Genomic DNA, 23,931 nt, shown 5'->3' with positions numbered 1-23,931 from the left:
GATGCGCGTTCAGGCATTCATGTTCTACGGGTGCGCGATCTTCTTCCTGATCACTGACATCGTCTACTGGCTGTGGTCCAAGGAGTGGACGGGCACCACCGCGCTGGCCCTGTCGGTCGGCCTGGCCGGGCTGATCGGGTTCTACATCCACTTCACGATCCGGCGCCTGGAGAAGGCCAACAACGGCCCGCTGTATGAGGACGACCCCGACGGGGAGATCGTCCAGGCGGCCGGCGAGGTGGGCTTCTTCAGCCCGCACAGCTGGTGGCCGCTGTTCGTGGCGGCCTCGGCGGCCTGCATCACCCTCGGCCTGGTCTTCGGCTGGTGGCTGGTGGTCTTCGGGATCGCCGCCACGCTGCTGAGCTGCATCGGCCTCGTCTTCGAGTACTACCGGGGTCACTTCCAGCACTGATCAGGCAAAAGGTCTGCTAAGGGGGCCGGTGTCCGCTTATCAGCGGAGACCGGCCCCCTTCATAATTGACCCGTCCAGACGGTGGGTGACCGGTATCACACCGATGGGGGAATCGCGATCGTCCGGCCCCATTGCGCCGGACGCCGGATGACCGGTCGCCCGGCCCAGGCACGGGGGGTTGTGAGGGTGTACCTCAGCGTCCGCAAGACGGGGGACAGGCGTGCAAGCCGTCCGGCCGTCCGCACCGCGGCGAGCGCGGGCATCGGGATGGTCCTGGTCATCGGGCTCGCCGGTTGCACGGGGGGCGATACCGCCCAGGTGAAGGCCGCACCGGTCGGCTTAAGCGTCGTCCCGCGCAACGGCAGCGGGGACGTCCTCCCCGACACCCCGATCGTGGTCAGCGCGGCGGGCGGCACCCTGCAGAACGTCACCGTCCGCGCCCGCGGCGCCGAGGTGGCGGGCCGGATCAGCGACGACGGCAGCCAGTGGCGGTCGCGCTGGGCGCTCACCCCGGGCACCCGCTACGAGGTGATCGCCACCGCGCTCGGCCCGGACGGCCGCACCCACACGGTCACCGGCACGTTCACCACCCGCACGGTCGAGCGGGCGGTGACCGCCTCCGTCGAGGCGCCCGCCCCGGGCGAGACGGTGGGTGTGGGAATGCCGATCATCGTGCGGTTCGACCGTGAGATCACCGACCGGGCCGCGGTGGAGCGGGCGCTGGAGGTGCGCTCCAGCAAACCGGTCGTGGGCGCCTGGCACTGGTTCGACGGCCAGAACGTCGTCTTCCGCACCCGCGAGCACTGGCCCGCCCACACCCGGGTGCGGCTGATCGCCCATCTCAACGGGGTCCGCGCGGTCCGCGACGGGTACGCCACCGAAGACCTGGACCTGAAGTTCAAGATCGGCGAGGCCCATGCCAGCGTGGCCAACGCCAAGACCCACCGCATGGCCGTCTACCGGGACGGCAAGAAGATCCGCGACTTCCCGATCAGCATGGGCCGCGGCGGGGTCCGCAAGTACACCACCACCAACGGCCACCATCTGACGATGGAAAAGGGCAACCCGGTGATCATGGACTCCTCCACCGTCGGCTGCCCGCCCGGCTGCCCCGGCCACTACCGCCTGACCGTCAACTGGGCGGTGCGCATCTCCAGCAGCGGCGAGTACACCCACTCGGCGCCCTGGTCGCTGCACGCCCAGGGGCACCGCAACGTCAGTCACGGCTGCATCAACATGAGCCCGTCGGCGGCCCGCTGGTTCTACCACTTCAGCTACCGGGGCGACCCCTTCCGGGTCGTCGGCACCAACCGGGAGCTGGAACCCACCAACGGCTGGGGCTACTGGCAGCTCGGCTGGGACGAGTGGGTGAAGGGCAGCGCGCTCAAGCAGGCCCTGTCGGTCGGCCCGCACGGTTCCGAGCCGGTGCGGGAGCCCTTGCCGCAGGCCGAGGCACCGGCGACCCCGGCGGCCTCCCCGTCGGCGCTGATCTCCCCTCAGGCCGGCGGGGACTGAGCACAGCTTCAGGGCCGGGCGGCCCGCCCGCCGTGCAGGCGGGCCCAGTCCCGGGCCATGGCGATGCGTTCGGGCACGCTGGGGTGGCTGAACCACAGCGCGTACTCCACCGGGTTCGGCCGCAGATCCGACAGGTTCCGCAGCGCCAGCTCGCGCTGCATCGACACGAACGTGGCCGCATCGCCGGTGAGCGCCAGCGCGTGCGCGTCGGCCCGCGCCTCCACCCGCCTGCTGATCAGGTTCTGGACCGGGCCGCTGAGCTGGGTCAGCACGCTGACCACGGCCAGCAGCAGCGCCACCGAGCGCGGGTCGCAGACCACCGGCTCGGCCGTCCGGTCGGCCAGCCCCGCCCGGCGGCGCAGCCCGGGCGAGGTCAGCGCCAGGTACAGCAGGCAGACTCCCCCGGAGACCCCCAGGGCGCCGGTGAGCGTGCCGCGGAGGACGTCGTTGTGCTTGGCGTGGCCGAGCTCGTGGGCGACGATCGATTTGATCCGCTCGGGCGGCGATTTCAGCAGCGTGTCGTAGACCACGATGCGGCGGGTGGAGCCGAATCCCGACACGTAAGCGTTCAGCGAGGTGGTCCGCCGGGAGGCGTCGGCCACCAGGACGTCGGTGACCGGCACCCGGTCCCGCGCGGCCATCGCCAGCAGCTCGGTGCGCAGCGGCCCGGCGGGCAGCGAGTGGAACCGGTTGAACACCGGCTCCACGAGCAGCGGGTAGAGGAACGACAGCACCACCACGAGAGCGAACCCGCCCGCTGCCGCCCCCGCCCACCAGTAACGCGGAAAACGCCGGGCCAGGACGTACAGTAGCAGCACCGCCACCGTCCAGATCGCCCAGGCCAGCGCCAGCGACTTGAGCTGGTCGGCCAGCCAGGCCGGCCAGGTCTGGACCGACAGGCCGTAGCGGCGCAGCACACTCTCCCGCCAGATCCGCAGCGGCAGGGCGGCCAGCCGCAGCAGCGTCGTCACCGCCACCACCGCCACCGCCAGCCGCAGCGCCCGCCCGGGCACCCGCGCGGTGCACCAGCCGATGAAGCGCGCCCCCAGCGGGGTCAGCCCCAGCACCAGCACGACCGCCAGCCCGGTGAGCAGCCCCGCGTACGCCGGCGGGTTGAGCGCGGCGTCGAAGGCCGCCGAGCGGGCCAGTTCGGCGGGGGAGAAGTCCCGGGCCGGATCGGGCTCGCTTCCGCCGCCGGGCAGCGGTTCCCACGGCGTGGTCGCCATCAGCAGGACGCCGTCTCCCGCCAGCAGCACCACGCCCGTGATCAGTGCGGCGGCACGGGCCCGTCCGGCAGCGGTCATCGCAGCTCCCTGTGCAGGTAGTCCCGCCACATCGCGGTGAGGCCGGCGGTGTCCAGGCCCAGGACCGAACGCAACGCCGCGTCTTGGGAGCGTTCACCGGCGGCACGGTAGAGCCGCACCAGCGCGTCCTCTCCGTACCGGTCGGCGATCATGCGGCAGGCCAGCCACGCCTCCGCATACGCCTGCGGCAGCCGTGCGGCGTCGGCGAACTCCGCGGGGCCGGGCAACCTCCGCGGCAGGTGCCCGGCGGTCACCTCGGCGCGCAGTTCCCGCGCCGCCGAGCGGACCGGCACCTTCGTGTCCCGGTAGCCCACGTAGTCGGCCAGGCCCTCGATCAGCCACAGGGGAGTGCGCCCGTCGCGGGCGCCTCCGGTGGCGATGTGGGTCAGCTCGTGGGTGAGGACCACCTTCCGGCCGAGGGCGTTGAGCCTGGAGAACGTCCCCGGGGCGATGACGATGCGGTCCTCCCCCGAGTCGCCGGAGACGGCCAGCGCCGCGATGGACCCCGCATCGCCCAGCGGGTCGCCGTCGGGCACCAGCGCGGCGGCCTGCACGTCGTCGGCCGGGACGAGCGCGACCGCCCGGCGCGCCCAGCGCTCTCCCAGCACCTCGGTGACGACGGGCACGGCCGCATCCAGCCGGTCGGCGATCTCCCGCAGCAGGGGAGAGGAGCCGATCACCAGGCTGTGCTCGCCGCGCACGACGTCGAGCGGGCCGCTATCCCAGATGTCGGCCTCGTCGCGCAGGCCGTGGGCGGTGCCGTCCCCGACCAGCCGCCAGGCGCCGCCGCGCCGGGCGAAGGTCAGGTAGCGGGTCCGGGTCACCTCGCGGCGGTCGTGGCCTTTCAGCCGGTACCGCAGCGTCACCTCGAGCACCGCGCCGTCCCGGCCTGCGGCCACCGGGACCGGTGAGGCGAGCTCTTCCCGCCAGCCGCTCAGCGGCAGCCGGGTGAGGTTGTCGAACACGGTCGCCTGCGCGTTCCGGAAGGGTGCGGGGGCGGCCGTGACGGTGGCCAGGAAGGCGATCCGGTCGCCGTCCCGCACGGCGCGGGCGCGGCCGTCCAGGATCTGCCGGACGGCTTGCGCGTCCGGCCGCGGTGGTGCGGGAGCGGCGGTGGCATCGGCCGCCGGGGCGGGGGAGCCGCCGTCCCGCAGGACGGCCCACAGGCCGCCCGCCGCCAGGAGGAGAACGGCCACCAGCGCCGAGACGACGAGCACCGGCCGGCGCACTGTGCGCCGGCCGGTGCCGTTCGCCGATGTCTCGGGTCCGCCGTCCATGCCGGTGATCCTATGGGGGTTCACCGGTGCCCGGACGGGGCGGCCGCCGGCAGATCACTCGGCGGCGTAGTCGGGGTACCCGTAGCCGACGATGGTGTCGGGGGTGCGGACCTTGGAGACGACGGCGTTGGAGATGTTGCCCTCCACGGTCTTGATCTTGCCGTTGTCGAGCACCTCGGCGACCAGGCCCACGTGGTCGATGCCGCCGATGCTCTTGCCGCCGGCCCAGTCGAAGAACACCACCGCGCCGGGCTTGGGCTTGGTGCCCCAGCGGCCCTTGTCCTTGAAGGACTTGGCGTGGGTGACGGTGTAGGCGTCCGCGCCCAGCTCATCGGTGCCGACCTGCTCACCGACCCAGGTCACGAACATCGCGCACCAGGGGGCGGACTTGTAGACCTTGGGGTCGCTGCCGCCGCCGTCGCGCTGGAGGGTCCGCTTGGCGTGCGGGGTGGAGGCGTACCACTTGCCGAACTTGCTCTCGCCCTTGGCGTCCTCGGTGAGGCCCAGCTGGGACTCGGCCACCTCGATCACCTCGCCGGCGGTCACGGCCTTCTTGCCGCCGTGCTTTTTGGCGGGGGCCTTGTACACCGCGGCGTGCGCGCTGCTCACCGTGCCGGTCCCGCCGGCCAGCGACTTGGCCGCCTTGCCGCTCTCGGCGAGGGTGGTGATCGGGGCGGCGGCGCCCACGGCGGCCTGCGCCGGCGCCTGGGCGGCCACGCCCAGCGCGGTGGTGGCCACCGCACCGGCGACCAGGGCGCTGGCGACGGTGCTCTTGCGGGACTGGAGGGTGCGGGTGAGGCGGGTGATGTGGTGCTTGCCTGCCACGAGCATGTGCTCCTCTGCTTCCAAGCCGCCTACCGGGTTAGCTGACGGGTTCGGGCTGGAAGTCGCCCTACGGCCTGCTGCGGCCGATTCACCCCGGGAAATGCGGTGGGTCCCCGGCTCCGCGCCCTGGGAAGGCATGCGGACTCGGCGGCGGACGTCGTGGACGGACGTCCGTCTGGGCAATGGAAAGGGAATTCTTGGGAAGGGAAGCGGCGCGGCATCGCGGCCGGGCGCCGCTGGGATGAGATCTGCGGCCCTCAGCGGGCGCGGTGCCCTGTGGGCACCGCCGGGCTCAACGCCTGAGGGCGCGGTGAACGGTGTCGGCCTTCACGGGGGCCGGGTGCCGGTCGTGCTCCTGCCAGGAGACGGTGTGCTCCTGCCCGGCGGCGTGCGGCACGGCGGGGGCCTGGGCCGGGGTCGCGGTGCCCAGAACCAGGACGGGCGCCAGCGTCAGTGCACCGACGATCGCGCCGCCGGTGAGCCTGGCGCTACGGGTGATGCTGCTGACAGCGATGCTGAACAGAGGTCACTCCTTCTTCCAGACGCCTACCGGGTTAGCTGACGGGTTCGGGCTGGAAGTCGCCCTACGGCACATCCGTCCCCTGGACGGGATCCGGTGGGGGATGCGCCGATTCACCCCGGGAAAGGTGGGTCCCCGGCTCCCTCGCCTCCCCCGCCCGGCCGTTCGGGCGGCCGGAACGCTCAGATCGGAGGCGAAAGGACTCGGCGGGCCGCAGATATGCGGCGCTGACTTACTGAGTACCTGGTTGTTGCGGCTCGGGCGGCCGGTCCGCATCGGGACCTCCGGCGCCCGCGGCATGTGCGGTGCGCGCCGGGCGGCCGCGCCGGCAATGCACGGGGCGGCGTCTGGGGAACGTCGCCGCCGGTGCGACGCATGGGGGGCGCCGCTGTCCGAACCAACGTATCAAACGTCAACTCGAAGGCAAATCATCCGCAAAACGGACGCGAGACAGGTCACGTGTCCCCAGCGGATGCCCGCTTCAAGTTGTACGTAGGCAAAACCCAGGTTAGGGAGGATTCATTCCCCGGTCTGGGGATTCCCCGGCGGCCGGGCCGCCGAGGGCGCGTGCCGGTCCCGGGGCGCGGCGCCCCGGATCCCCCGTGCGGCAAGGCTTTTGCGGGCCTTGGCCGGATGCCTCCAGAGCGTGGGGGAGCGGCGGGAAAATGACGTCCGTCACACCGGCTGCGGGTAAAGACGAGACGGCGGCCCGACCCGGCCCGCATGAGGCCGGATCAGGCCGCCGGTCGGCGTTTCGGCGTCTCAGGGACGGCCTGCGCCGTAGTAGTTGGCGGCGTAGTAGCCGGAGGTGATGGACACCACCTCCACGTTCTTGCCGGTACGCGGAGCGTGGATCATCTGGCCGTTGCCGACGTAGATGCCCACGTGCCCCAGGCCGCTGAAGAACACCAGGTCACCCGGCTGCAGGTCGCTCTTGGCGACCCGCCTGGTGGCGCTGTACTGCGAGTAGGTGGTGCGCGGCAGGCTCACCCCGGCGGCGCCCCAGGAGCGCATCGTCAGCCCCGAGCAGTCGTAGGCGTTCGGCCCCGCGGCGCCGTACTGGTACGGCTTGCCGAGCTGGGCGTAGGCGAACTGCAGCGCCACGCGGGCCGGCCCGCTGGCCGGACCCTGGTAGGTGCCGCCCCCGCCGCTGCCGGGACGCTCGGGGGTCACGCCGATCCGGCGCAGCAGCGCCTGCTGCTGGGCGATGGACTTTTCGACCTTCTCCTTCTGCGCCTTGAGCTCCTTGGAGCGGCGCAGGACCTCGTCGTAGGCCTCCTGGGCCTGGGCCTGCTGGCGCTTGAGCCGCTGCGCGGCGGCCAGGAAGGACCTCAGCTCCGCGCTGCGGTTGCGGGACAGGTGAGTGAAGATCGCCGTCTGGTCGAGCACCTTCTGGGGGTCCCCGGTGCCCACGAAGCGGGTCACATCGCCCAGCTCGCCGGTCTTGTAGGCGGTCGCCGCCATCTCGGCGATCTTGGCGCGGGTCTTCTCGAAGTCCTCCTGCTCGGCGGCGGCGGCCTTCTTGGCGGCCTTGAGCTTGGCCTTGGCCGCCTTCAGGTCCTCCCTGACCTGGTTGTACTTCTCCACCAGCTGATCGACCTGCTCGTTGAGGCGGTCGATCTTCTTTTGCACTTCAGAGGCCGAGGGAGTGGGGTCGGCGTACGCGGTGACGGGAGCCGCCACCGTCGCCGCTACGGCAAGGCAGGTCGTCGCCAAGAACCTGCGGGTCTTTTCACTGGCCACAGTCGTGTTACGCCCCTCTCTCCACCCTCTCCGGCGCAGACACTAGCGAGACGCAACACCTGTCACAACCGATTCGTATGTTCTTGTCAGGGCATTTCAGTAGTTTCCACGCCCGGTTGTCACATGATCACCATGTGTGCCCCGGAAAGGGCGGTTCAGCCCCGGCCGAGGCGGCGCAGCAGCAGCGCGGCGGACGCCGGGCGGGCCTCGGCGCGGCGGGCGGCGTCGGCGACCTCCCGGTCGGAGGAGACCACGATCACCGGGCGGCCCGGCGGCTCGGCCCGCACCAGCTCGCCGATCAGCTCATCGGCGGTCTGCCCCGGCGCGCTGAAGCACACCCGCACCCCGCGCGGGGCGGCCATCTTCACCGGGGCGTCCAGCTCGGCCCCGTCGAACACGCACGTCACCTCCGCGCCGGTCTGCGCCGCCAGCCCGCCCAGCCCGCTGACCAGCCGGTTGCGCTGGTCGGCCAGCGGCAGATCCCCATATCCGGTCTTGGTGACGTTGTAGCCGTCGACGATCAGGTGCACCTGCGGCAGGGTGAGCAGCCGGTCCAGCAGCTTGGGGTCCTGGTCCGACAGCGACCGGCCGGGCAGCGCCCGGTGGGCCAGCAGCTCGGGCTCCACCGAGCCCACCGAGTCGGCCGGGCGGCCGATCGTGGAGGGCAGGGCCAGCTCCCGGCGCACCCCCAAGGCGGCGTCGACCAGGGTGTCCAGCAGCATCCGCAGCCGCACGTCGTCGACGTTGCGGCCCTCCCGGGCGGCCCGGCGGCTGCTTTCGTGGGCGGCCTCGGCCTGCGCCAGCTTCGAGCGCAGCCGGCGCAGCTCCTTGTCGGCGGCGGCGCCGGCCTCCCGGGCCGCGGCGCGCTGCTGCTCCAGCTCGGCGGCCAGCGACTCGGCCCGCTGCCGGGCGGCCTTGACGGCGGCGCGCTCTTCGTGCAGCTTGCGGCGCAGCTCGGAGATCTCCGCCTTGGCCTTGCGCAGCTCGGCGCGCAGCCGCTCCAGCTCACCGGCCCGTCCGGCGCGGGCCTCGGCCAGCTCCCGCTGCAGCGCGGCGATCCGGCGCTCGTAGGCGGCGTCCTCGGCGGCGCTGGCGGACCGTTCCAGTTCCCGGCGGGCCGTCTCCACCAGGCGGGGCCAGCCGGGCGGGCGCAGCAGGTAGGCCACGGCGGCCACGGTCACCGGGTCGGCGGCCGGCGGGACCGTGCCCGAGGCCACCGCCTCGACCAGTTCCGGTTCGGCCGCCCGCAGCGGCCCGGCGGCCTTCTCCCGGAACACCGGGTCCTGTTCCAGGACGGGGGCGATGTGCCGGCCGGCGCGTTTGGCCCGGTGGCGGCGCTCCCACCGGGCGAACGGCCGCAGCGAGGCCGGGATCTCCTCCGTCGCCAGCGTCCCGAGCAGCTCCGCAGCGGCCTCCACGACCCGCTGGCGCACCGCCTCCGGCAGCGGGCCGTCGAGCCGTTCCGGCGCCCTCTGGGAGACCTCGGGGGTTTCCGGGCCGCTGTCGATGATCGTGCTCCTCCCAGGCTCCCGATTGCGATCCGGCGCGCATACCGGGTTCTTCCCGACCTTCCACGCGTCGGCTGATCGCAAACGCACAAGCGTACGCATCCACCCTAGAGCCACCGCCGCGGTGGCGGGCGGGAGGTGACCCGACTGAAATGTCGGCGTTCTGGACTACGGTACGGCCCATGACGTCCACAGGCGCCGCCGAGCCGCCCACCGGCCCGGGTGCCCGGGGAGTCCAGGGCACCCTCGACGACCTCGGCACGCCGCTGGTGGACGTCACCTTCGTGGTGGTGGACCTGGAGACCACCGGCGGCTCACCGGCCGACTCGGCGATCACCGAGGTCGGCGCGGTGAAGGTGCGCGGCGGCGAGCGGCTGGGGGAGTTCGCCACCCTGGTCGATCCCGGCGTGCCGATCCCGCCGTTCATCACGGCGCTGACCGGCATCACCCAGCAGATGGTGACGAACGCGCCGCCGATGTCGGCGGTGCTGCCGGCCTTCTTGGAGTTCGCCCGCGGCTGCGTGCTGGTGGCCCACAACGCCCCCTTCGACATCGGCTTCCTGCGCGCGGCCTGCACGGCCCATGACCATCCTTGGCCCGCCTTCCCCGTGGTCGACACCGCCGACCTGGCCCGCCGCGTGCTCACCCGCGAGGAGGTGCCCAACTGCAAGCTGGCCACGCTGGCCCGCTACTTCCGCACCGGCACCGAGCCGTGCCACCGCGCGCTCGCCGACGCCAGGGCCACCGTGGACGTGCTGCACGGGCTGATCGAGCGGCTCGGCTCCTACGGGGTGCACTCGCTGGAGGAGCTGCGGGCCTTCGCCAAGACCCCCACCCCCGAACAGCGGCGCAAACGGCACCTGGCCGACGGCATGCCCAGCGCCCCCGGCGTCTACCTGTTCGAAGACGCCCGCGGCGAAGTGCTGTACGTGGGCAAAAGCAACGACCTGCGCGCCCGGGTGCGCTCCTACTTCACCGCCTCCGAGACCCGCCGCCGGATCCGCGAGATGGTGGGCCTGGCCGAGCGCGTCCGGCCGATCGTGTGCGCCACCGCGCTGGAGGCCGAGGTCCGCGAACTGCGCCTGATCGCCGAGCACAAACCCCGCTACAACCGCCGCTCGAAGTTCCCCGAACGGACGCTGTGGCTGAAGCTGACCGTCGGCGAGACCTTCCCCCGCCTGTCGATCGTCCGCGACTGCCGCGACGAGCAGGCCGTCTACCTGGGGCCGTTCGGCTCGCTCCGGCAGGCCGAGGAGGCCAGGGCCGCGCTGCACGAGGCGGTGCCGCTGCGCCAGTGCACCCAGCGCCTGACGCCCCGCCTGATCGCCCACGGCCGGGCCCGCACCTGCGCGCTCGGCCAGATCGGCCGCTGCGGGGCGCCGTGCGAGGGCCGCCAGTCCGCCGACGTCTACCTGCGGCATGTGGAGACGGCCCGCAGCATCATGGAGGGCGACGTGCGGCCCGTGGTGGCCGCGGCCCGGGTGCGCATCGACCGGCTCGCCGTGCAGCTGCGCTATGAGGAGGCGGCGGCCCAGCGCGACCGGCTGGCGGCGTTCGTGCGGGCGGCGGCCCGGGGCCAGCGGCTGGCCGCGCTGGCCCGCTGCCCCCAGCTGGTGGCCGCCCGGCCCGCCTTCGGCGGCGGCTGGGAGCTGGCCGTGGTGCGGCACGGCAGGCTCGCCGCCGCCGGGACGGTCCCCCAGGGCGCCTCGCCCTGGCCCCATGTGGAGGCGGCGGTCGCCACCGCCGAGACCGTCATCCCCGGTCCCGGCCCGGTGGGCGGGGCCATCCCCGAAGAGGTGGAATGCGTGCTGCGCTGGCTGGAGGGTCCGGGCACCCGGCTGGTGGAGCTGGAGGGCACCTGGAGCAGCCCGGTGCACGGCGCCGAGGGCCTGCGCGCGTGGCTGGAGCGCGCCTACGCCCCGCTCGAACCCGAGGACGGATTCCGCCGGGGCGGCCGCCCACTAAGGTGAACGAGACGGATCCGGGTGGTGAAGAAGGGCCGGGGGTGACGCGGTGGCAGTGCCTCTGTACGACAGCCAGCCCGCCCGGCGTGCACCGGTGGTCACCTACCTGCTGGTGGCCGTCAACATCGTGGTCTTCCTCTTCACCCCGATGGCCAACTTCGCCGCCTCCTACGGGGAGGGCCGTGTCCGCGAGTGCAACGCCGTGGAGTTCACCCTCGAACACGGCGCGATCCCCAAGGAGCTGGTCAGCGGCGAGCAGCAGCCCCCTCCCGAGCGGGTCGGCCCGTGCCCGGTGGAGCCGTACGAGAAGGTGCCCTGGGTGTCGGCGTTCACCTCGATGTTCCTGCACGCCGACTGGCTGCACCTGATGGGCAACGTGGTGATGCTGTTCGTGCTGGGCGCCGGAGTGGAGGACCGCTTCGGCAGAGCCCGCTACCTGCTGGCCTACCTGCTGTTCGGGCTGGCGGCCGTCTACGGCTACGCCTTCACCACGCCGAGCTCCACCACCCCGCTGATCGGCGCCTCGGGCGCCATCGCGGGCGTGCTGGGCGCCTACCTGATCCTCAACCCCCGGGGCCGCATCGTCAGCTACGTCCCGCCGGTGATCATCAGCCGGCTGCCCGCCTGGGTGCTGCTGGGGCTGTGGTTCGTGCTGCAGTGGCTCTCGCTGGGCGATGAGAGCAGCAACGTGGCCTACGTCGCGCACATCTATGGCTTCGTGGCGGGCATGCTGTTCGCGCTGATGGCGCGGCGGGCCGGTCCCACCCGGCGCGCGGTGGCGCTGGCCAGGGAGTAGCCGGGGGCCGTCCGGCCCTGCTCGGCGATCCCGATAGGGTGCCACCGGACCAGGTGAGATCAGGAGGGGTAGTGATCACCGCGATCGTGCTGATCAAGACCGACGTCGCCCGCATCCCGGAGGTGGCCGAGGAGATCGCCGCTCTGGAAGGGGTCAGCGAGGTCTACTCCATTACCGGCGAGTACGACCTGATCGCGATGGTGCGGGTGCGCGAGCACGAGCAGCTGGCCGAGATCATCCCCGGACGTCTCAACAAGGTGCCCGGCATCCGCGACACCGAGACCCACATCGCCTTCGAGACCTACTCCCGGCACGACCTGGAGGCGGCCTTCGCCTTGGGCCTTCCCGAGGGCTGACCCCTAAGCGGGCTGAAGACCACCGCAGGGAGCGGGACGGCCGTGAAACCGGCCGTCCCGCTCCCTGCGAGATACGCCTTTATAGAAAGGAGCGGGCTCCGCCCGCCCGCGGGCGGAGCCGAAGAACGTCACCGCCCGGCGGCCCCCTGGGACTTCAGCGACTGGGAGACGCGGACCCAGCGGTCCAGCAGCGCGGCGGCCGCGCCGGAGTCCACCGCCTCGGCAGCCCGCCGGTAGGCGTCTCGCAGCGCCTCGGTCAGCCGGTCCGCCGGCGGGGCCCCCTCGGCCGCGACCATCACCGCGGCGGCGTTCAGCAGCGTCATGTCCCGCACCGGGCCGCGTTCACCGGCCAGCAGGTCCCGCGCCACCTTCGCGTTGTGCGCGGCGTCGGCGCCGCGCAGCTGCTCGGCGGTGGCGCGCGGCAGCCCCAGCTCGGCCGGGTCGAAGGTGACCTGCTCGGCGCTGCCCTCGCGCACCACCCACACCGACGAGGTGCCGGTGGTGGTCAGCTCATCCAGCCCGTCGTCGCCGCGGAACACCAGCGCCGAGGCGCCGCGCTCGGCGAACACCCCGGCGATCACCCCGGCCATCCGCGGGTGGAACACGCCCACTGCCGCGGCCTTGGGCTGGGCCGGGTTGGTCAGCGGGCCCAGGAAGTTGAACACCGTCGGGGTGCCCAGCTCGCCGCGCGCCTTGGCGGCGTGCTTGAGCGCCGGGTGGTACAGCGGCGCGAAACAGAAGGTGATGCCGACCTCCTCGGCCACGCGGACGGTGTCCTGCGGCGACAGGTCGATCGCCACGCCCAGCGCCTCCAGCACGTCCGCCGAGCCGCTGGAGGAGGTGGCGGCGCGGTTGCCGTGCTTGACGATGCGCACCCCGGCGGCGGCGGCGACCATCGAGGCCATCGTGGAGAAGTTGACGGTGCGCGCCCGGTCCCCGCCGGTGCCCACCAGGTCGGCGGTGCGGGCCCCCTCGGGGGCCTCCACCCGGATGCGGGTGGCGTTGGCGAGCATCCCCTCGGCCAGCCCGGCCACCTCGGCCACCGTCTCGCCCTTGGCCCGCAGCGCCACCGCGAACCCGGCGATCTGCACGTCGGTGGCCTCGCCCGCCATGATCTGGTTCATCGCCCAGGCGGTCTCCTCGCTCGACAGCGACTCGCCGTCGATCAGGGCGTTCAGCAGTGCGGGCCACGTCGTACGCGCGTCCATGGATTCCCCAAGCAGTGTCCGGAACGAAGAGGCGGCGGGGACGCGGCCGCGTCCCCGGGGACTACTAGCGGACCGGCAGCCGGGAGGCCCGGCGCCGCCGCAACTGGTCGGCCACCGCCTGGGCCAGCGCCATCGGATCCAGCGGCTGGCTCACCACGGCGTCGGCCCGCGACCAGGTCGCCAGCCACCCGTCGTCGCGGCGCGCGATGATCGCCACGAACGGCGGGCAGTCGTAGACCTCGTCCTTGGCCTGCCGGCAGACCCCCAGCCCGCCGGCCGGCTGCGCCTCGCCGTCCACCACCGCCACGTCGATGTCGCCGGCGTCCAGCCGCGCCACCACGGCCGGCTGAGTGGCGATCTCCACGAACTCCACCGGGGGCAGGTCGGCGGCCGGCCGCCGACCGATCGCCAACCGCACCTGCTCGCGGGTGGCGGCGTCGTCGCTGTAGACCAGGACCTTCATGGGGGCCTCGCGCTCTGGCGCATCGGCCCCGGACGGGGAGGTGCTCATGGCGGTAAGGCTACCGGTTCTGCTGCTGCGGGAACCCCTAACCGGGGGTCATGCGTCAGACCTTGGTTGGGTGGGGCAATAATGCTGCCCGTGGCAACAGCATCCGCGATAAAAGCAACTCCGCACGCTCGGACCAACCGTCCCAACCTGGTCAGCGTGGGGACGATCGTTTGGCTGTCGTCCGAGCTGATGTTCTTCGCGGCGTTGTTCGCGATGTTCTTCACCATCCGCTCGGTGATCATCGGCCAGGGAGGGCCGTGGCCCGGCGCCGAACTCAACCTGCCGTTGTCGTCCTTCAACACCACCATCCTGGTGCTGTCCTCGGTGACCTGCCAGATGGGCGTGTTCAAGGCCGAGGCCGGCAAGGTCGGCCGGGACGGCTCCTTGTTCAACGTCGCCCGGTGGGGGCTTCGCGAGTGGTACGTGCTGACGTTCTTGATGGGCGCGTACTTCGTGGCCGGCCAGCTGTACGAGTACTACCAGCTGGTCAACCACGACGGCCTGACCCTGTCGTCCTCGCCCTACGGCTCGGTGTTCTACCTGACCACCGGGTTCCACGGGCTGCACGTGACCGGTGGGCTCATCGCCTTCCTGTTCGTGCTCGGCCGCACCTACGCCGCCAAGCGCTGGACCCATGAGCAGGCGACCAGCGCGATCGTCGTGTCGTACTACTGGCACTTCGTCGATGTGGTCTGGATCGGCCTGTTCGGCGTGATCTACCTGCTCGACCTCTAAGCCCCCTGTCCGACTTCCAATCGACCGACCCGAACGGGGATATCCGTGAAAAGGTTCACCGCATGGCGACGGCGCCCGTGGGCGGGCTACGCCGTCGTGCTGGCGGCCCTGGCGGCGATCGGCGCCCTCTACGCCGGTTTCTCGCCGCGTATCGACCGCGCCGAGGCGGCCAACGCTTCCCAGGCCGCCGCGGATCTGGCCAACGGCCGGGATCTGTACAACAAGAACTGCGCCAGCTGCCACGGCCTCAACGGCGAGGGCACCAAGGACGCCGAGGGCAGGTCGCTGGCGCCCAGCCTGATCGGTGTCGGCGCCGCCTCGGTTGACTTCCAGGTCTCCACGGGCCGTATGCCCGCGGCGAACCCCGGCGCCCAGATGCCGCGCAAGCCGCCCATTCCGGAGTTCAACACCAACATCCCGACCGACCAGCACGACCCCGAGGAGCGTGCCAAGGCCGAGCGGCAGAAGGCCCAGGCCCAAAAGAACCTGTCGGACCTGGCCAACTACATCCAGTCTCTGGGCGGCGGTCCCGAGATCCCCAGCGCGGAGATGGTCGACCCTGACAAGGGCGACGTCGCGTTGGGCGGCAAGCTGTTCCGCACCAACTGCGCCCAGTGCCACAACTTCGTCGGCGCCGGCGGTGCGCTGACCGGCGGCAAGTACGCCCCGCCGCTGGACAGCGACGATGTCACGCCCACCCAGATCTATGAGGCGATGCTGACCGGGCCGCAGGCGATGCCGGTGTTCAACGACACCACGCTCACCCCCGAGCAGAAGCGGGCGATCATCGCCTACGTGGTGAAGACCCGTGAAGAGCCCAACCCCGGCGGCAACGGGCTGGGCCGGATCGGCCCGGTGTCCGAGGGTCTGACCGGCTGGCTGGTCGGCTTGTCGATGCTGGTCCTGGCGGCGATGTGGCTGACCGCCAAGAAGCCCAAGAAGCTGAAGAAGTCATGAGCGACAACAACACCGGCTCGAACGAGCCCATGGAGTCCGGCGACGCCGCCCGCGAGCAGTCGCCCAAGCGCGTGATCGGCACTCCCGAGCAGAGCGGCCGGCTGCTGGTCGCCGACGATCCCGCCCCCCAGGGGGCCGGCGAGGAGCTCGACGAGGCCTCGGCCAAGCGCGCCGAGCGCATCGTGGCGCTGTTCTTCCTGCTGGCCGCGCTCGCCAGCGTCGGCTTCATCGCCGCCTACGTGTGGAGCGGGCAGCAGGGCCCCGACGGCATGCACGGCCTGGCCGACACCCGGGCGTCCAACTACGCCCTGGGCACCACCATGACGGTGGCGATGCTGTCGATGGCCATCGGCGTCACCATCTGGGTGCGCCGGCTGATGACCAGCAAGCAGATCGTCCAGCAGCGCGAGGAGCTGCCCTCCGACGAAAAGACCCGGGCCGAGTTCGAGGCCGAGTTCGTGGCCGGCGCCGCCGACAGCGGGCTCACCAAGCGGCCGCTGCTGCGCCGCACCCTGCTGCTGGCGGCGGCCCCGCTCGGACTGGCTCCGCTGGTGTTGCTGCGCGACCTGGGTCCGCTGCCGGAGAAGCGGCTGCGTCACACCTTCTGGGGCGAGGCGGTCCGCAAGGCCAAGGCACAGGGCCGCAAGGGCGCCCGCATCGTGATCGACGACGGGACCAAGAACCCGCGTCCGCTGCGGGCCAGCGACTTCGCCACTCCCGGCTCGATGATCACGGTGCTGCCGGAGGGCATCTCCGAGTCCGAGCACCACATGAACGAGGCCGCCAAGGCGGTCACCATTCTCATCAACGTGCCCCCGGAGAAGTTCAAGCCGGTCAAGGGGCGCGAGAACTGGCACGTCAACGGGATCGTGGCCTACTCGAAGATCTGCACGCACGTGGGCTGCCCGGCGGCCCTGTACGAGCAGACCACCCACCGCATCCTGTGCCCGTGCCACCAGTCCACCTTCGACGCCACCGACGGCGCCAAGGTCGTCTTCGGCCCGGCGGCCCGGCCGCTGCCGCAGCTGCCGCTGTCGGTGGACGATGAGGGGTACCTGATCGCCACCGACGACTTCCCCGAGCCCGTCGGTCCGAGCTTCTGGGAGCGCGGATGAGCACGCCAACCCCCGGCGCGGCCCCCAAGGCTGTGGCGGGCCCGCTGAACTTCCTCGACGACCGGCTTGGTTCGACGACCTTCTTCAAGCGCAATATGAAGAAGGTCTTCCCGGACCACTGGTCGTTCATGCTGGGCGAGATCGCCCTGTACTCGTTCGTCATCCTGCTGCTCAGCGGAACCTTCCTGACGCTGTGGTTCCAGCCGAGCATGCACGAGGTGGTGTACGAGGGCTCCTACACCAAGCTGCAGGGCGTGCCCATGTCGGAGGCGTACGCCTCCGCGCTGCACATCAGCTTCGATGTGCGCGGCGGCCTGCTCATGCGGCAGATCCACCACTGGGCCGCGATCCTGTTCATGGTCGCGATCATGGCCCACATGCTGCGGGTGTTCTTCACCGGCGCCTACCGCAAGCCGCGTGAGCTGAACTGGCTGATCGGCCTGGGCCTGTTCACCCTCGGCATGGTGGAGGGCATGTTCGGCTACTCGCTGCCGGACGACCTGCTGTCGGGCACCGGCCTGCGGATCACCCAGGGTGTGGCCGAGGCCGTCCCGCTGGTCGGCACCTACATCTACATGTTCCTGTTCGGCGGCGAGTTCCCGCACGGTGACCGCGGCGAGCTCATCCCGCGGCTGTACACCATGCACGTGCTGCTGATCCCCGGCATCATCCTGGCGCTGATCACGGCGCACATGATGATCATGTGGCATCAGAAGCACACCCAGATGCCCGGCCCGGGGCGCACCAACGACAACGTCGTGGGCTACCCGTTCTACCCGGTGTTCATGGCCAAGACCGGCGCCTACTTCCTGTTCACCTTCGGGGTCATCGCCCTGCTGGCGACCTTCGCCCAGATCAACCCGATCTGGAACTACGGGCCGTATGACCCGGGCGCCATCTCCTCGGCCTCCCAGCCGGACTTCTACATGGGTCTGCTGGAAGGCTCGCTGCGGCTGATGCCGGGCTGGGAGACCACCGCCTTCGGCCACACCATCAGCTGGAACGTGCTGATCCCCGGCGTGGTGCCGATCGGTCTGATCTTCACCGGCGCGGCGCTGTGGCCGTTCATCGAGCGGTGGATCACCGGTGACCACCGTCACCACCACCTGGTGGAGCGTCCGCGCAACGCCCCGATCCGCACCGGTGTGGGCATGGCCGGCGTCACCTTCTACGGCCTGCTGTGGCTGGCCGGCGCCAACGACGTGATCGCCGAGCGGTTCCACGTGTCGCTGTTCGCCACCACGTGGTTCTTCCGCGTGGCGATCTTCGTCGGCCCGGTGCTGGCCTTCATCATCACCAAGCGGATCTGCCTGGGTCTGCAGCGCAAGGACGCCGCCACCATGCACCACGGCGTCGAGTCGGGAATCATCGTCATGTCGCCCGAGGGCGGCTTCAGCGAGAAGCACGAGCCGCCCACGGAGGAGGAGCGCGCGGTCATCCTCAGCAAGGAGAACAAGACCATCTCCCTGCCTCCGGCCGAAAAGGACGGCATTCCCGCCCCCGGCGCCAAGGGCCCCCTGGGGCACCTGCGCGCCCGGCTGCACCGCTCCTGGGCTCTCGACGACATCCCCGTGGAGGACCACGGCGACCACCACGAGGTCGAGGGGGCCAAGAGCGAGGGCGTCGAGGGAAGCGGCCACAAGGAGCTGACCCGCTGAAAGGCCGGCCGACGGCCGTCACCGCATCGTCAAGAGCCCGCCACCGGCACCCGGTGGCGGGCTCTTGCGTTCATGGGATGCTGGGCACGCGATGACCAAGACTTTGGTGGTGACCAATGACTTCCCGCCCCGTCCCGGTGGGATCCAGACGTTCGTGCACAATCTCGTGCTGCGCCGCCCCCCGGGTTCGGTGGTGGTGTACGCGCCCTCGTGGAAAGGCGCGGCGGCCTTCGACGCCGCCCAGCCGTTCCCGGTGGTGCGGCATCCCACCTCGCTGATGCTGCCGGAGCCGTCGGTGCTGCGCCGGGCCGAGCAGCTGCTGCGCTCGGAAGGGTGCGACTCGGTGCTGTTCGGCGCCGCCGCCCCCCTCGGGTTGCTGGCCGCGGCGCTGCGGCGCCGCGGCGCCGGGCGGCTGGTCGGGATCACCCACGGGCACGAGGCCGGGTGGGCGGCGCTGCCGGTGGCGCGGCGGCTGCTGCGCCGCATCGGCGACGACCTGGACGTGCTGACCTACCTGGGGGGCTACACCCGCTCCCGGCTGGCCGCGGCGCTGTCGCCGCAAGCCGCCGCCCGGATGGCGCGCCTGGCGCCCGGGGTGGACGAGCGGCTGTTCCACCGGGGGGCCGGCGGCGCCGACATCCGCCGCCGGTACGGGCTGGCCGACCGGCCGGTGGCGGTGTGCGTGTCCCGGCTGGTGCCGCGCAAGGGCCAGGACACGTTGATCCGCGCCTGGCCGGCGGTGCTGCGCCGGGTGCCGGAGGCGGCGCTGCTGCTGGTCGGCGGAGGCCCCTACCGGCCGGAACTGCAGCGGCTGGCCGAACGGTGCGGCGTGGCCGGCTCGGTGGTCTTCACCGGCAGTGTCCCCTGGGAGGAGCTGCCCGCCCACTACGACGCCGGCGATGTGTTCGCGATGCCGTGCCGGACGCGGCGGCGCGGCCTGGACGTCGAAGGGCTGGGCATCGTCTACCTGGAGGCGTCGGCCACCGGGCTGCCGGTGGTGGCGGGGAACTCCGGCGGCGCCCCGGATGCGGTGCTGGACGGCGAGACCGGCGTGGTGGTCGACGGCCGTTCGGTGCCCGCCGTGGCCGAGGCGGTCGGCGACCTGCTGGCCGACCCCGAACGGGCCCGCAAGATGGGCGAGCAGGGCCGGGCCTGGGTGGAACGCGAGTGGCGCTGGGAGGTCCAGGCCGCGCGCCTGGGCGAGCTGCTCGCCTGAGCCGCATCGTCCCCGCGGGGCGCCCGGCTAGGTGGAGGCGGTCGATCGGATGGCGCAGCCCGGGTCGTGCAGCTCGAACCACACCAGCCTGCCCGCGGCCGTGCGGCGGGTCCCCCACTGCTTGGCGAGCAGGTCCACGATGAGCAGGCCGCGGCCGCTTTCGCCGTCGGAGTCGGGCCGGGGGGCCGGGACGGTGTCGGAGCCGGCGTCGTGGACCTCGCCGCGCACCACGTCCCCCACATGGCGCAGCGCCACCTCGATGGTCGCCGAGCGGGTGTGGACGATGGCGTTGGCGGTGACCTCGTCGATGAGGAGCACGGCGTCGTCCAGGACGGAACAGCCGCGCAGCGCCGCCGTGGCGAAGCTGCGCACCTTGGCGAGTTCCGCCGGTTCTCCCTTGAAGGCTCTGCGGTGAACCCGCTCGTTCGCCACGGTCCCGTCCCTCCAGCGCCGGTCGGTTTCCGGAGCCGCCGTCATCGGATCCCGGCACGGCGCCGCACCGCCGTGCCGCAACTGAGCGTAACGATACGCTTTCGAAGTGCTTTCGTCGCGGTGCTCGGGAATTCTGTTCCGGACGTGTCGGGACCGCCCGCCGCATACCGGGGCGCCGTTGTCTCACAAGGTGGACGCAGCCGCCGCACGGCTCGCCGTCTGACTTGCGCGGAAGAGGCCGAAGCTGTCCCGCGATGTACGGAATGCAGAACTCGCCATGGCGCTCTGGATTCCACTATGACGGTTCCGGTGGCTCTTTATTACCGCCCTTTCAAAGAGTTTCAGCCGGCTCGGCCCGACTGCGATGAGCATTTCCCGACACGCCCTCTTCGCAGGTCACAGTGGGGATCTCGGAGTGCCGGGCGCCGGCGGGACTTTTGTCCCGGCCTCCTTGAGGCACGGGGGAAAGGTCACCGGATGACGGCAGGCGAGCCCCGCCTGTCCGCCGAGGGACGAGCGGCCTCTCCGGCCCGCTGGGAGGGCTTCGGTCTGCTCGGTTGCGCGTCGATGGAGGCGCGGAGCCGGCTGGGGGAGAGCCCGATGCCCGCTCCATCAGGGGATCGGGCCCGGCAGGCGGCCGGAGCCGCGCCGGCACCCCCGAAGGCCGGGGTTCCACGCCGCCCGTTCCGTGCGGGGGATCCGGTTCACATCGGCGGACTGCGCCCGGGGTGGGGGAGTCTGGAGGATGGGCGCTGGCTGGGTGGCGACCGCCTGGCCGGATTTCAGGTGGGCGTGGACGGGGGTGCCGGACGCGGCTCGACGCTGCGGCAGGTCGTACCGAGGAGAACGCACGTGCAGCCGTCGGGAGAGCGAACCCATGCCTTCCTCCTCGGTGATGCCGGGTGACCGGCCGCACCAGGGACGTTAGGCGAGCAGGCGGCCCGGTGCGTCCTTCTTATGCCTCTCTTAAGGAAAAGCTGAGCCAGGGCTAAGGCATCCACTTCCGGTGCGATGGGCGTAACTGAGGCATTACCGAAAGGGTTGGGTCGTCAAAGCGATTCAGGGGAAGTTTGTTGTGCCTCTTCGCCATCCCGGCGGCTTTGAGGGCGTATGCTCCGGAAGTGTCAGGGCGTTGCCGGTGAGAGCGGGCTCAGGTAGCGTCCAGTGACAGGCGCCGTGGGCGCACGCCTCAGCGGAACACCTCAGGGAACAGCAGCGGGGTCAGTTCGTCGTTCGCCGTCTCCACCTCGCTCCATAAGGAGAGGGAATGGCACGACGCTCGTCCCCGGACCCAGAGGATCCGTACCGGGAGTTCTGGGAGCACCCGGGCCGTTCGTCCAGGCGTGCCGCCCGGCGGGCGGGGTCGCGGCGCGCCGGCCGCGGGAGGCATTCCGCCGGACGCGCCGGCGGCGTCTCGCCTCGGCCCGAGCCGCCCCCTGCTGCGCGGCCGCGGGAGCCGTGGTGGAGCGAGCGCCGCCCGCCGGCCGATCCGCCGGTCTTTGCCCGCGTCCGGGCGGACGATCCTCCAGGGGGGCCCTATGGCGGGCGGGACGCGCGGGTGGACGCCGACGTCGTGGCAGGCCGCTCGGCTCGGCTCCGGACCGCCTCCTTCGCGGGCGGATACCGGCCGGGCGTCCGGCCGGGATTCGATGCGCGCACGGCCTTCGCCCGGGACGAGCCGGCCCGCCGGAACGTCTCGGCCGGGACGCGGACCGGCCGCAGACGGGCCGGCAGGGGCCGTCACGGGCCGGAGGGACGCCCGGCGGTACCGGTGCGCCCGCCCCGCTACCCGCGCCGGTCGGCCGACGGGCTGACGGCCGCGTCGATCGCCGTGGTCTTCGCAGTCGGCCTGGCGACCTTGGCCGCGTGGGAGAGCAGCCTGCTGACCGGCGAGTTCGTCGGCGCCTCCAGCGCCGCGGCGGCCGAGCGCGGCAAGGGTTCGGCCGCGGCGCGGCCCCGCCCGGACGCCTCGCGCTCCCAGCGCCCGGCCCGCCCCGCCGAACAGGACCTCAGCGACCAGGTCAACGAGCTGGCTCTGCGGCTGCGCGGCCCGGACGCCCGGCGTTCCTATGGCGGGGAGTCCGGCGGCAAAGGCGCGCCGCTGACCGGGGTGATCCGCTTCAGCCCAGACCGCACCTGGGCGCTCGGCAGCACGGTGATCCCCGTCCCCGAGGACCGCGAGGCGATGCCGCAGGCCGCGCTGTATGTGGCGCAGCGGACGGCGGGCCGCTGGCAGATCGCGCTGTCGGGCACCGCGGAGTTCGACGCGCTGCTGGCCAGGGCGCCGGCGCAGCTGATGCCGCCCGGGGAGCGGCGGGCGCTGGCCCGCTTCAGCGCCGGCGCAGCCCGGCCGGCCGCGCCCACGCGGCTGATGCTGCCGTGGCGGATCGGCCAGAGCTGGCTGATGACCGCCGCCCCGGCGACCGGCCGGCCGGCCCGGCCGCTGGGCCTGGTGGCCTTCCGGGGCGGCGACGGCCGGGTGCTGGCCGCCGGCCCGGGACGCTTCTACCGGCTCTGCGCCACCCGGGACGGCGGCGGCATGGTGATGGTGATCCATCCCGACGGCCGGGCCACCACCTACTACAACCTGACCGGCATTCCCAAGATCCCCGATGGCGGCGCCGTGGCCCGGGGCACGCCGCTGGGGAGGATCGGCACCGACCGGCCGTGCGGGGGCGCACCGGTCGACCGGCCCCAGGTGCAGTTCGGGCTGCGCAGCGGCAACGACGACCTGCCGCTGGAGGGCGTGACGCTGGGCGGGTGGACCTTCCGGGAGCAGGCCAGCCCGCTGGTCGGCTGGGCCGAGCGCGGCCCGCTGCAGGTCCTGCCGGGCGGGCTGCTGCGCAACTTCGGCCCCCAGCCCCCGCCTCCCGCCGCCCCCAAGGAGGAGCCGCGGCCGGACGTCACGCCCGAACCCGACCCGTCCGACCGTCCCGGAACAGGCCGGCAGGACGAATCTTCCCCGGACAACCAGGAGAGTGATGCCAGTGGAGAGCAGCAACAGTGACCGGCCCCTGCTGCCGCCGTGGGCGCTGCGCCTCATGGCCTTCGGCGCGTTGGCGGTGCTGGTGGGAGTGGCCACCCCGCCCGGCGCCGCCGCGGCCGCCCAGGTGCAGAGTTTCCTGTCGTTCTACGTCGGGGTGTTCGCCCTCCTCTCCCTGACCGCGGCGGTGGTCAGCGGGGTGGTGGCCACCGAGCGGATGATCCTGCACATCGGGCACCGGGTGCTCGCCCAGGCGGTGCACCGTGCCGCCTCGCTGGTCGGCATCACCTGCCTGATCTCGCACATCATGGTCAAGGTGCTGGCCGGGCAGGCCGAGCCGATCCAGATCGTGGTGCCCTTCGCCGAGCCGATCGGGCTGGGCACGATCGCCTTCGAGCTGTTCCTGATAGTGATCATCACGGGCCTGCTGCGGCCCCGGTTCGCCACCGCCGCCCGGCCCTGGCTGTGGCGGACCCTGCACATCTGCGCGTACGCGGCCTGGCCGATCGCCATCACCCACGGGCTCACGGCGGGCCGGTCGGCCGACCGGTGGGTCGTGCTGAGCTACCTGTTGTGCGTCATGGCGGTGGCGCTGGCGGCCATCACCCGGCTGTTCCTGGCGGTCAAGCCGCGTTCGGTGCCGCGCGGCGCCCCGGACACCGTTCCCACGGCGGTGGTCACCGGCCGGCCGGTCGTCTCCCAGCAGCGTCAGGACGCGCTCAACTGAACCTTTTCGTGCGTCTGGTACCGGGGTCTGGGAACGGGAGCCCTTTCCCGGTTGTGACACTCCCGTTCCGCTCGGGGGAGTGGTGTTTATGAAAGGTTCGCTCAGTGGGATTTTCCGGGCCTGGTCTTGGGGCCTGATGCGGGCCCCGCCGGTGTTCGAGGACATGGCG

Annotated in this window: 21 protein-coding genes and 2 riboswitches; of the genes, 12 read left to right on the top strand and 9 right to left on the bottom strand. The window is 72.2% G+C overall.

Annotated features, from left to right (window positions below):
- Position 1 precedes the first annotated feature (1 nt).
- Complete coding sequence (locus TCUR_RS15155) at positions 2–412, top strand: cytochrome c oxidase subunit 4 (RefSeq protein WP_012853402.1); 411 nt, start codon at positions 2–4, stop codon at positions 410–412.
- A gap of 318 nt (positions 413–730) precedes the next feature.
- Positions 731–1,927 carry a L,D-transpeptidase gene (locus tag TCUR_RS15150; protein ID WP_245536867.1) on the top strand — a complete coding sequence of 399 codons (1,197 nt, stop codon included), beginning with the start codon at positions 731–733 and terminating at the stop codon, positions 1,925–1,927.
- 8 nt (positions 1,928–1,935) lie between these two features.
- Here the strand turns inward: TCUR_RS15150 and TCUR_RS15145 are convergent, their stop codons facing one another.
- The 5 genes from TCUR_RS15145 to TCUR_RS15125 form a co-directional block, all read right to left on the bottom strand.
- Positions 1,936–3,231 (bottom strand): M48 family metallopeptidase, encoded by a 1,296-nt coding sequence (locus TCUR_RS15145; protein ID WP_012853400.1) that lies wholly within the window; start codon positions 3,229–3,231, stop codon positions 1,936–1,938.
- Entirely contained in the window at positions 3,228–4,508 is a 1,281-nt protein-coding gene (locus TCUR_RS15140) for a peptidase MA family metallohydrolase (RefSeq protein ID WP_012853399.1), read from the bottom strand. The genes TCUR_RS15145 and TCUR_RS15140 overlap by 4 nt, the downstream gene beginning before the upstream one ends.
- 54 nt (positions 4,509–4,562) lie before the next feature.
- Positions 4,563–5,333 (bottom strand): CHAP domain-containing protein, encoded by a 771-nt coding sequence (locus TCUR_RS15135; protein ID WP_245536866.1) that lies wholly within the window; start codon positions 5,331–5,333, stop codon positions 4,563–4,565.
- A 10-nt stretch (positions 5,334–5,343) separates the two neighbouring features.
- A riboswitch (cyclic di-AMP (ydaO/yuaA leader) is annotated at positions 5,344–5,493 on the bottom strand.
- Between the two features lie 368 nt (positions 5,494–5,861).
- Positions 5,862–6,035: riboswitch (cyclic di-AMP (ydaO/yuaA leader) on the bottom strand.
- A gap of 580 nt (positions 6,036–6,615) precedes the next feature.
- A complete protein-coding gene (locus tag TCUR_RS15130; protein ID WP_245536865.1) occupies positions 6,616–7,596 on the bottom strand; it encodes a C40 family peptidase in 981 nt (326 codons plus the stop codon).
- Positions 7,597–7,751: 155 nt separating this feature from the next.
- Positions 7,752–9,206, bottom strand: a complete 1,455-nt coding sequence (locus TCUR_RS15125; RefSeq protein ID WP_012853395.1) for an NYN domain-containing protein — start codon at positions 9,204–9,206, stop codon at positions 7,752–7,754.
- A gap of 80 nt (positions 9,207–9,286) precedes the next feature.
- Here TCUR_RS15125 and TCUR_RS15120 point away from each other — a divergent pair, with 80 nt between their 5' ends.
- The 3 genes from TCUR_RS15120 to TCUR_RS15110 all read left to right on the top strand — a co-directional run bounded on the left by TCUR_RS15120 (position 9,287) and on the right by TCUR_RS15110 (position 12,220).
- Complete coding sequence (locus TCUR_RS15120; RefSeq protein WP_052305524.1) at positions 9,287–11,074, top strand: DEDD exonuclease domain-containing protein; 1,788 nt, start codon at positions 9,287–9,289, stop codon at positions 11,072–11,074.
- Between the two features lie 43 nt (positions 11,075–11,117).
- Positions 11,118–11,864, top strand: a complete 747-nt coding sequence (locus TCUR_RS15115; protein ID WP_012853393.1) for a rhomboid family intramembrane serine protease — start codon at positions 11,118–11,120, stop codon at positions 11,862–11,864.
- A gap of 71 nt (positions 11,865–11,935) precedes the next feature.
- Positions 11,936–12,220 (top strand): Lrp/AsnC family transcriptional regulator, encoded by a 285-nt coding sequence (locus tag TCUR_RS15110; protein WP_012853392.1) that lies wholly within the window; start codon positions 11,936–11,938, stop codon positions 12,218–12,220.
- A 128-nt stretch (positions 12,221–12,348) separates the two neighbouring features.
- Here TCUR_RS15110 and trpD read toward each other — a convergent pair whose 3' ends face one another.
- Both trpD and TCUR_RS15100 read right to left on the bottom strand, forming a co-directional pair.
- On the bottom strand, positions 12,349–13,428 hold the full coding sequence (gene trpD / locus TCUR_RS15105) for an anthranilate phosphoribosyltransferase (protein ID WP_012853391.1): 1,080 nt from the start codon (positions 13,426–13,428) through the stop codon (positions 12,349–12,351).
- A gap of 64 nt (positions 13,429–13,492) precedes the next feature.
- A complete protein-coding gene (locus TCUR_RS15100) occupies positions 13,493–13,939 on the bottom strand; it encodes a response regulator transcription factor (protein ID WP_052305523.1) in 447 nt (148 codons plus the stop codon).
- Positions 13,940–14,020: 81 nt separating this feature from the next.
- Between TCUR_RS15100 and ctaE the strand changes: the two genes are divergently transcribed.
- The 5 genes from ctaE to TCUR_RS15075 all read left to right on the top strand — a co-directional run bounded on the left by ctaE (position 14,021) and on the right by TCUR_RS15075 (position 19,620).
- Positions 14,021–14,674 carry an aa3-type cytochrome oxidase subunit III gene (gene ctaE / locus TCUR_RS15095; RefSeq protein ID WP_012853389.1) on the top strand — a complete coding sequence of 218 codons (654 nt, stop codon included), beginning with the start codon at positions 14,021–14,023 and terminating at the stop codon, positions 14,672–14,674.
- Between the two features lie 45 nt (positions 14,675–14,719).
- On the top strand, positions 14,720–15,631 hold the full coding sequence (gene qcrC / locus TCUR_RS15090; protein ID WP_012853388.1) for a cytochrome bc1 complex diheme cytochrome c subunit: 912 nt from the start codon (positions 14,720–14,722) through the stop codon (positions 15,629–15,631).
- Positions 15,628–16,746 (top strand): cytochrome bc1 complex Rieske iron-sulfur subunit, encoded by a 1,119-nt coding sequence (qcrA, locus tag TCUR_RS15085; RefSeq protein WP_012853387.1) that lies wholly within the window; start codon positions 15,628–15,630, stop codon positions 16,744–16,746. The genes qcrC and qcrA overlap by 4 nt, the downstream gene beginning before the upstream one ends.
- Complete coding sequence (qcrB, locus tag TCUR_RS15080; protein ID WP_012853386.1) at positions 16,743–18,404, top strand: cytochrome bc1 complex cytochrome b subunit; 1,662 nt, start codon at positions 16,743–16,745, stop codon at positions 18,402–18,404. The genes qcrA and qcrB overlap by 4 nt, the downstream gene beginning before the upstream one ends.
- Positions 18,405–18,495: 91 nt before the next feature.
- The gene (locus tag TCUR_RS15075) at positions 18,496–19,620 is read left to right on the top strand and encodes a glycosyltransferase family 4 protein (RefSeq protein ID WP_012853385.1); all 1,125 of its coding nucleotides are present in this window, start codon (positions 18,496–18,498) and stop codon (positions 19,618–19,620) included.
- A 27-nt stretch (positions 19,621–19,647) separates the two neighbouring features.
- Here TCUR_RS15075 and TCUR_RS15070 read toward each other — a convergent pair whose 3' ends face one another.
- On the bottom strand, positions 19,648–20,052 hold the full coding sequence (locus TCUR_RS15070; RefSeq protein WP_012853384.1) for an ATP-binding protein: 405 nt from the start codon (positions 20,050–20,052) through the stop codon (positions 19,648–19,650).
- 612 nt (positions 20,053–20,664) lie between these two features.
- Positions 20,665–20,931, bottom strand: coding sequence for a hypothetical protein (locus tag TCUR_RS26570; RefSeq protein ID WP_012853383.1), 267 nt, complete (start codon positions 20,929–20,931; stop codon positions 20,665–20,667).
- A gap of 892 nt (positions 20,932–21,823) precedes the next feature.
- On the opposite strand from TCUR_RS26570, the gene TCUR_RS25040 reads away from it, so the two are divergent.
- The gene (locus tag TCUR_RS25040) at positions 21,824–23,059 is read left to right on the top strand and encodes a M23 family metallopeptidase (RefSeq protein WP_169313033.1); all 1,236 of its coding nucleotides are present in this window, start codon (positions 21,824–21,826) and stop codon (positions 23,057–23,059) included.
- Positions 23,040–23,762: a hypothetical protein gene (locus tag TCUR_RS15060; protein WP_052305520.1), complete on the top strand. Its 723-nt coding sequence runs from the start codon at positions 23,040–23,042 to the stop codon at positions 23,760–23,762. Before TCUR_RS25040 ends, TCUR_RS15060 begins: the two co-directional genes overlap by 20 nt.
- The last annotated feature ends 169 nt before the right edge of the window (positions 23,763–23,931 follow it).

The sequence above is a fragment of the Thermomonospora curvata DSM 43183 genome, from assembly GCF_000024385.1.
Classification (GTDB): Bacteria; Actinomycetota; Actinomycetes; order Streptosporangiales; family Streptosporangiaceae; genus Thermomonospora; species Thermomonospora curvata.
Note: the sequence above shows the minus strand (reverse complement) of the source record. Positions and strands in the feature narration are given on the sequence as shown.

Coding starts and splice junctions, on each gene's coding strand:
- TCUR_RS15155 (WP_012853402.1), top strand. CDS start 2: ATGCGCGTTCAGGCATTCATGTTCTACGGGTGCGCGATCTTCTTCCTG.
- TCUR_RS15100 (WP_052305523.1), bottom strand. CDS start 13,939: ATGAGCACCTCCCCGTCCGGGGCCGATGCGCCAGAGCGCGAGGCCCCC.
- TCUR_RS15140 (WP_012853399.1), bottom strand. CDS start 4,508: ATGGACGGCGGACCCGAGACATCGGCGAACGGCACCGGCCGGCGCACA.
- qcrA (WP_012853387.1), top strand. CDS start 15,628: ATGAGCGACAACAACACCGGCTCGAACGAGCCCATGGAGTCCGGCGAC.
- TCUR_RS15075 (WP_012853385.1), top strand. CDS start 18,496: ATGACCAAGACTTTGGTGGTGACCAATGACTTCCCGCCCCGTCCCGGT.
- TCUR_RS15120 (WP_052305524.1), top strand. CDS start 9,287: ATGACGTCCACAGGCGCCGCCGAGCCGCCCACCGGCCCGGGTGCCCGG.
- ctaE (WP_012853389.1), top strand. CDS start 14,021: ATGCTGCCCGTGGCAACAGCATCCGCGATAAAAGCAACTCCGCACGCT.
- TCUR_RS15145 (WP_012853400.1), bottom strand. CDS start 3,231: ATGACCGCTGCCGGACGGGCCCGTGCCGCCGCACTGATCACGGGCGTG.
- TCUR_RS26570 (WP_012853383.1), bottom strand. CDS start 20,931: ATGGGTTCGCTCTCCCGACGGCTGCACGTGCGTTCTCCTCGGTACGAC.
- qcrB (WP_012853386.1), top strand. CDS start 16,743: ATGAGCACGCCAACCCCCGGCGCGGCCCCCAAGGCTGTGGCGGGCCCG.
- TCUR_RS15125 (WP_012853395.1), bottom strand. CDS start 9,206: ATGCGTACGCTTGTGCGTTTGCGATCAGCCGACGCGTGGAAGGTCGGG.
- trpD (WP_012853391.1), bottom strand. CDS start 13,428: ATGGACGCGCGTACGACGTGGCCCGCACTGCTGAACGCCCTGATCGAC.